Source organism: Kitasatospora sp. NEAU-CNBT7 (genome assembly GCF_057220535.1).
Genome location: NZ_JBXQQB010000084.1, coordinates 1 through 7,021, shown reverse-complemented (window position 1 = coordinate 7,021; position 7,021 = coordinate 1). Strand labels below are relative to the sequence as shown.

Below are 7,021 nucleotides of genomic sequence, written 5' to 3'. Positions count from 1 at the left end.
CTAGTGTCCTGCGCCGGGAATTCGTTCAAGATATGAGGCGAGTCGTTCGAGGATCTCGTCGGCGGTCTTGGTCCAAGTGAACGGGCGGGGGTTCTCGTTCCAGGTCTTGATCCAGGCCCGGATGTCCTTCTCCAGGGCCTGGACGGACTTGTGGACTCCACGTCGGAGCTGCTTGTCCGTCAACAGCGCGAACCACCGCTCCACCTGGTTGAGCCAGGACGAGCTGGTCGGGGTGAAATGCAGGTGGAACCGCGGGTGGCCGGCCAGCCACTTCTGGATCGCCGGGGTCTTGTGGGTGGCGTAGTTATCGCAGATCAGGTGCACGTCCAGGCCGGCGGGCACTTCCTTGTCGAGCTTGGCGAGGAACTTCTTGAACTCGGCCGCGCGGTGGCGACGGTGGAGGGAGCCGATGACCTCGCCGCTGGCCACATCGAGGGCGGCGAACAGGGTAGTGACGCCGTTGCGCAGGTAGTCGTGGGTGCGACGCTCGGGCATACCCGGCATCATCGGCAGCACCGGGGCGGAGCGGTCGAGGGCCTGGATCTGGGACTTCTCATCGACGCACAGGACCAGGGCCCGCTCCGGTGGGTCCAGACAGAGCCCGACCACGTCGCGGACCTTGTCGATGAACTGCGGGTCCTTTGACAGTTTGAAGGTGTCGGCCTGGTGGGGCTTGAGTCCGAAGGCCCGCCAGACGCGGCCGACCGTGGACTTCGACAGCCCGGTCTCGGCGGCCATGGACGCCCGCGACCAGTGGGTGGCGTCCTTGGGGGTGCGTTCCAGGGTGGCGACGACGAGTTCCTCGATCCGCTCATCGCTGATCTTCCGTGGAGCGCCGGGGCGTTGCTCGTCCTGCTCGTGCGGCGCTCGATCGCCGACCCCGTCCGACTTGGCGTTCTTCGCCGTCCACGCCCGCCAGAACACCGCGCTCCCCGAAATCGTCGGCGTGGCGGGGATGCGCTGGGGCGTGGAGGACTGCTTCGAGACCGCGAAGTCGGACTGCGGCCTGGACCGGTACGAGGTCCGGCAGTGGGTGCCCTGGCACCGCCACATCGCGCTCTCCGTCGCAGCGTTCGCCTTCCTGTCCATCACCGCTACCCGCACTGCCGTCCGGGACAGCACCGGTCACGGGAAGGACGCTGACCCGGTCGACGACGGCCCCGACCGCTATAATTCCTCTCCCGTGGCCGCCGCTGCGTCTGCCGCTCCCGCTCGACGCTGTCCTCGGCTGATCCCGTATACCGCCGAGGAGATCCGCCGCCTGCTCCACCAGACCTTGTGGCATGTCCTCCATCACCCGACCGTCATCGCCGCCCAGTCCCTGTGGCGACGCGCCCACCAAGCCCTCGCCCGGCACATCCACTACGAACAGCGCAGACACCGAGCTCTCGAATCACACCTGTAGTACCGGGTGGTGAACGGGATCTACTTCCGGGAGCGGCACCGGGGTAGATGCGGCGGGCGCCGCGTTGGCGGAACCCGCCGAGGCTGGTGCCGGGCGCAGCCGCCAGCCCATGGCCAGGGCACGGCGGACGGCGGAGGCGGCGAGCCGCTTCGTGAAGATCGGTGTCCTTCTCTGGGACCGGCACTGGAAGGCGCCAGTACGTATCCGGGCACCGGAACCTGCCACGTCCAATCGCAGGGGCCAGCCACCTGCACCCCTCCCCGCGCCGGGACGCCAACGTGGGTGTCGTGGCGAGCTGCGAGGGTATGTCCGTGCAGTGCGGGCACTGATCACCAGCACCGGTGCCCATCCTGGGCCCTGGCGGACCACCACCGCGCCGAGCTCCCGGTAACGGCGCTGCGGATGGCGGCTGGACGCGGCCAACTGGAGGTCGGCTGCATCATGCACACCGACCGCTGCAGCGAGTACACATCCACCGAATTCCGATACAAAATAAGGGAGTTGGGAATGCGACAGTCGATGGGACGTGTCGGCTCCTGTTACGACAACGACGCAGCGGAGAGCTGGTTCGCCCTGCTCAAGGCCGAGATCGGCACGAGCGTGTGAGCCACCCGGGCCGAGGCCCGCGCGGACGTCTTCCGCTACATCGAAGTCGAGTTCAACCGCACCAGGCTCCGAAGGGAGCTCGGGTACGTCACCCCGCTCGAAACCAGGGCCAGACTGCAGCGCGACTTCACCCCTGCAGCGTAGAAACCCGCTGTCCAGGATCAAGGGGAACTTCAAACTGCGCGAAGAACGAGATGAAGAACAGGATTGCCTTCGGGTTCAGCAGAGTGATCAGCACCGATTGGTGGAAGGGTCGCTCGGCATCAGTTCTTACCGTGCTCGGTTGCTCGGCTTCGATGGAGGACATGGGGCCCGCCAGGTCCTCCACGCTCCGCGGAGCATGCCGAGGTCAACCCGCCCGAGGTAGTCGGCTTCGACGTACCCCACCACGGCGAAGGCCACCGGGTTGGCTTTCAGCAGTGTCGCCACTCCCGCGACCGCTTGGCGGTACACGGACGAGACGGCCGAGGTCCTGGCAGCGTGGGCGCCGGATCTGCGCGAGGGTGGCTTCGTGGTCGTGAACGGCACCCTCATCCCGGCGGACCGGATCGCGGCGGACGAGCCGTACTACTCGCAGAAGCACCGTAGGGACGGCAGCAGGGCGCCGTGCTCTCCGAACCGGCGGACACCAGGCATCTGCCGGTGATTGCAAGCCCCTCGGCCTATCAGCCGACAGGGGGACATGGGGACGCCCGCGACGTGTGGACTCTGGGACAAAGTACCTTCTCCATCGGGTGACGAGGCCCGCACGGGATCAGGTGCGTACGACGGCGGCAGACCTACGAGGCCGCTCAGACCCGGTGAGGGGCAGATGTCCTCCATACACACGCTCGACCCGGCGGTAGCCGCTGCTCCGCAGGAGGAACGCGACACGGAACGGACCCTGTTCGGCCACCCCCGGGGCCTGACCACGCTGTTCCTCACTGAGCTGTGGGAGCGGTTCAGCTTCTACGGCATGCGCGCGTTGCTCGTGCTCTACCTCGCTGCACCGGCGAGCCGGGGCGGGCTGGGATTCCACCCGACGACGGCCATCGCCATCTTCAGCATCTACGGGGCGGCCGTCTACCTTCTGACCCTGCCGGGCGGCTGGCTCGGTGACCGGGTCTGGGGCCCCCGGCGCACCGTAGCCGTCGGCGGGGTCCTGGTGGTGGCCGGCCATCTTCTGCTGGCGATGCCGACCGACTCCCTGTTCTTCCCCGGCCTGGCTTTCATCGCTGCGGGCACGGGGCTGATCAAGGCCAACATCTCCACGATGGTCGGCCAGTTGTACCGCGGCGCCAACGACCCCCGCCGCGACGGCGGATTCACGGTCTTCTACATGGGGATCAACATCGGTGCCCTTGCCGCCCCCCTGGTCATCGGTACGGTCGGCGAGATGATCAGCTGGAATCTCGGGTTTGCGCTGGCGGGGGTCGGCATGGCCGTGGGGCTGCTGCAGTACCTGCTGGGAAGCCGCCATCTGTCTCCCCTCAGCAATGTGGTCGGATCACCCCTGGCAGCAGGAGAACGCCGGACGCTGCTGCGCCGTGCTCTGCTGGCCGGCGTCCCCGTAGCGCTCTTCTACACCGCGCTGACGCTCTTCGGGGAATTCCGTGCCGCATGGCTGATGTGGCCGCTGACGCTCTGCGGGCTGGCGATCCCGGTCGTCGTCCTCTTCAGGATGAAGCGCGACAGGACGCTGAGCGGTACTGAGCAGCGCAGGATGACGGGCTTCATCTGGTTCTTCGTCGCGGGCGCGGTCTTCTGGATGATCAGCGACCAGTCCGGATCCACGCTCAACCTGTTCGCCCAGAACCATACGGCCCGGTCACTGTTCGGGCTCACCTTCCCGGTCAGCTGGTTCCAGTCCCTGAACCCGCTCTACATCATGGCGCTGGCACCGCTCCTCGCACTGCTGTGGCAGCGCCTGGGGCGGCGTAATCCGAGTACGGTCACCAAGTTCGCCATCGGATTGCTGGGGGTTGGGGCGTCCTTCGCCCTGATGATGGCTGCCGGGTCGGCCGCCGGCGACGGCCGGGTGTCCGTACTCTGGCTGGCCGGTGTCTACCTCCTCCAGACGGTCGCCGAGCTGTGCCTGTCTCCGGTGGGACTGTCCCTGACCACGAAGCTGGCGCCCGCCAAGTACGCAAGCCAGATGATGGGTCTGTGGTTCCTGACGGTGACGGCTGGTGACTGCACGGCTGCGCTCGTCCAGCAGATCGGCGGGAACGCGACAGGGGGTACGACGTACTTCGCGGTCCAAGGCGGGGTTGCGCTGCTGGTCGGCGCCTTGGCCCTGGCCCTGCGCCCGCGGATTCGACGCCTCCTGCGGGGGATCCACTGATGCTCCCGGCCATCCGGCTGTCCGTCGGCGGGGAGGCGGTGGCTGACTGCGCAGTGGGGCGGGTGATCGGCCGACCGGCCGACCGGGACGTCCTGTGGCGGCGTCCACGCTGGGGGTTCACCGAGAGCCGCGACCGGGATGAGTGAGGACATGACTACACCCGCCGACCTGACCGCCGTTGAACTGGGCACCGCCTATGGTGAGCGGCGGCTGTCCCCCGTCGAGGCCGTCGCCGCTGTCCGGGAGCGTATAGACGCCTGGGAGCCTATCGTCAACGCCATGTACACGCTGGACCCGGACCTCGATGCCCAGGCCGCGGCGTCGCAGGAGCGCTGGCGCAAGGGAACGCCCCTGAGTGCGTTGGACGGCGTTCCGGTCACCTTGAAGGAGAACATCGCAACCCGCGGCTGCCCGCTCCCGGCCGGAACGGCGGCGTCCAGACCGTCCCCTGCAACGGAGGACGGCCCTGCAGCGGCACGGCTCCGCGAGGCAGGAGCACTGATCGTCGGCAAGACCACGATGCCCGACTTCGGCATGCTCTCCTCCGGGCTGTCGAGTCTTCACGGGGTGACCCGCAATCCCTGGGATCCGGATTGCAACCCTGGCGGCTCCAGCGCCGGAGCGGCTGCCGCGGCCGCCGCCGGATACGGACCTATCCACCTCGGAAGCGACATCGGCGGATCGGTACGGCTGCCCGCGGGCTGGTGCGGGGTGGTCGGATTCAAACCGAGCTTCGGCCGGATCCCGGTCGATCCTCCGTACGCGGGGCGCGTGGTGGGACCGCTGACGCGCACCGCCGAGGACGCGGCGCTGGTGGCGTCCGTCATTTCGGCTCCGGACTCCCGCGACCATCTCAGTCTGCCGCCCTGTGACATCGACTGGACGGCAAGGAGGGACGGCGTCGCCGGGCTGAAGATCGCCCTGATGCTCGATGCCGGGGTCGGCACGCCGGCTGAGGATGAGACGGCTGCGGCGGTAATCTCCGCAGCAGCGAGCTTCGAAGCCGTCGGCGCCCGTGTGGAACTTGTGGGGCCCTTCCTCAACCGGCACATGCTCGACGGCCTCGACCGGTTCTGGCGTGCTCGGTTCTGGCCGCAGATCAGTGCCATGCCCAACAACAGGCGCTCACAGGTACTCGATTACATCACCAGGTGGGCAGCCGGCGCGGACGCGCTCTCCGGGGCCGAGGTCTTCGACGGATACAGTCAGATGGACGCCATGGCGACGGCCGCGATCCGGCACTCGGCGGCATACGACTATGTGTTCTCGCCCGTGGCTCCAACGGCAGCGTTCCCCGCGGAGCAGGCGTCTCCGGACGATGATTCCAACCGGCCGTTCGAACACATAGCGTTCACTGTGGCATACAACATGTCCGGTCAGCCGGCCGTCTCTCTCAACTGTGGTTGGACTGGCAGCGGTCTCCCGATCGGACTGCAGATCGTCGGCCGGCGCTTCGACGACCTCGGGGTCCTGCAGATGGCAGCCGCCTACGAGGAGATACGTGCGGTACCGCGCCCGTGGCCCGTCCAGCCTCCGGCCGGGCCGCAGGAACGCCTGGCCGCAGCCTAGTACTGCAATCACAGTTATGGGTGGGCTTGTTGTGATTGAGTTGGCCCGTGTCTGTGGATCTTGGGGTGGGACAGGTCAGAGCCTGGCAGGAGACGTTGTCCGGTCTGCATGCGCGGTTCGCATCGCGTTTTTCGAGGTCGGAGCCGCGTGCGCGTGCGCTGACGTACATGGCGGGGTTGATCGCGCCGTTGGAACGGAAGAACGGGTGGACGCTGGCGGAGCGGGCGGGTGAGGGGCATCCGATCGGGATGCAGCGGTTGCTCGGCGAGGCGGACTGGGACGCGGACGGGGTCCGCGACGACGTACGGGACTTCGTCGTCGAGACCATCGGCGACAGGGACGGGATCCTGATCGGTGATGACACCGGATTCCTGAAGAAGGGCTCGCGGTCGGCCGGCGTCCAGCGTCAGTACACCGGAACCGCGGGCCGAACCGAGAACTCCCAGATCGGCACGTTCCTGGCCTACGCCTCCTCGAAGGGCCGGGCGTTGATCGACCGGGAGTTGTACCTGCCCGTCTCCTGGACCGACGATCGCGAGCGGTGCCGGGCCGCCGGCGTGCCCGACGACGTGCCGTTCGCGACGAAGAACGAGCACTTCCGATGGATGCTGCAGCGCGCGATCGACGCCGGGGTCCCGTTCGCGGGGGTGACCGCGGACGAGGCCTACGGGCAGGTCAAGCAGCTGCGGGGCTGGCTGGAGCGGCGCGGTATCGGGTATGTGCTGGCCACCAGGGTCAACGGGCGCTTCCCCCGGGTCGTGGACACCGGTTGTCATGCGGCGGTGGTCAGCGTAGTTGATCGCTGTTCGTAGGTGATCGGGCTGATCTGGCCGAGGCGGGAGTGCCGGCGCCGGGTGTTGTAGCGGGTCACCCAGCGGAAGACCGCGAGTCGGGCCTCGCCGGCTCCGTTCCATCGCTTCCGCCCTTGGAGCGTCTCGCGTTTCATGGTCGCGTTGAAGCTCTCCGCGGCGGCGTTGTCCGCGCTCGTGCCCACCGCGCCGCGGGATCTGGTCACGCCCAGCTCCGCGCAGACCCGGGCGAAGTCCTTCGACCCGTAGTGGGCCCCGTTGTCGCTGTGAAAAATCGCCCCGCGCAGTCCCCGGGCGCCGCGGGCGGCC

The 7,021-nt window shown here is 67.9% G+C and carries 6 protein-coding genes and 3 pseudogenes; 6 read left to right on the top strand and 3 right to left on the bottom strand.

What is annotated here, in order from left to right; translation table 11 throughout:
* Positions 1-852 (bottom strand): annotated as a pseudogene (locus AC2TEW_RS38040) (IS630 family transposase); the annotation flags it as partial.
* A 37-nt stretch (positions 853-889) separates the two neighbouring features.
* Here AC2TEW_RS38040 and AC2TEW_RS38035 point away from each other — a divergent pair.
* Entirely contained in the window at positions 890-1,405 is a 516-nt protein-coding gene (locus tag AC2TEW_RS38035; protein WP_484627762.1) for a hypothetical protein, read from the top strand.
* Positions 1,406-1,411: 6 nt separating this feature from the next.
* Positions 1,412-2,011 carry a DDE-type integrase/transposase/recombinase gene (locus tag AC2TEW_RS38030; protein WP_484627761.1) on the top strand — a complete coding sequence of 200 codons (600 nt, stop codon included), beginning with the start codon at positions 1,412-1,414 and terminating at the stop codon, positions 2,009-2,011.
* Positions 2,012-2,138: 127 nt separating this feature from the next.
* Here AC2TEW_RS38030 and AC2TEW_RS38025 read toward each other — a convergent pair whose 3' ends face one another.
* The gene (locus tag AC2TEW_RS38025) at positions 2,139-2,318 is read right to left on the bottom strand and encodes a LysE family transporter (RefSeq protein WP_484627760.1); all 180 of its coding nucleotides are present in this window, start codon (positions 2,316-2,318) and stop codon (positions 2,139-2,141) included.
* A gap of 126 nt (positions 2,319-2,444) precedes the next feature.
* On the opposite strand from AC2TEW_RS38025, the pseudogene AC2TEW_RS38020 reads away from it, so the two are divergent.
* The 4 genes and pseudogenes from AC2TEW_RS38020 to AC2TEW_RS38005 all read left to right on the top strand — a co-directional run.
* Positions 2,445-2,645, top strand: a pseudogene (locus AC2TEW_RS38020) (IS5/IS1182 family transposase); the annotation flags it as partial.
* 177 nt (positions 2,646-2,822) lie between these two features.
* On the top strand, positions 2,823-4,334 hold the full coding sequence (locus AC2TEW_RS38015; RefSeq protein ID WP_484627759.1) for a peptide MFS transporter: 1,512 nt from the start codon (positions 2,823-2,825) through the stop codon (positions 4,332-4,334).
* Between the two features lie 150 nt (positions 4,335-4,484).
* The gene (locus tag AC2TEW_RS38010; RefSeq protein WP_484627758.1) at positions 4,485-5,903 is read left to right on the top strand and encodes an amidase; all 1,419 of its coding nucleotides are present in this window, start codon (positions 4,485-4,487) and stop codon (positions 5,901-5,903) included.
* A gap of 65 nt (positions 5,904-5,968) precedes the next feature.
* Positions 5,969-6,643 (top strand): annotated as a pseudogene (locus AC2TEW_RS38005) (IS701 family transposase); the annotation flags it as partial.
* 32 nt (positions 6,644-6,675) lie between these two features.
* On the opposite strand, the gene AC2TEW_RS38000 reads toward AC2TEW_RS38005, so the two are convergent.
* A partial coding sequence (locus tag AC2TEW_RS38000) for an integrase core domain-containing protein (protein WP_484627757.1) occupies positions 6,676-7,021 on the bottom strand: 346 nt, incomplete at its 5' end.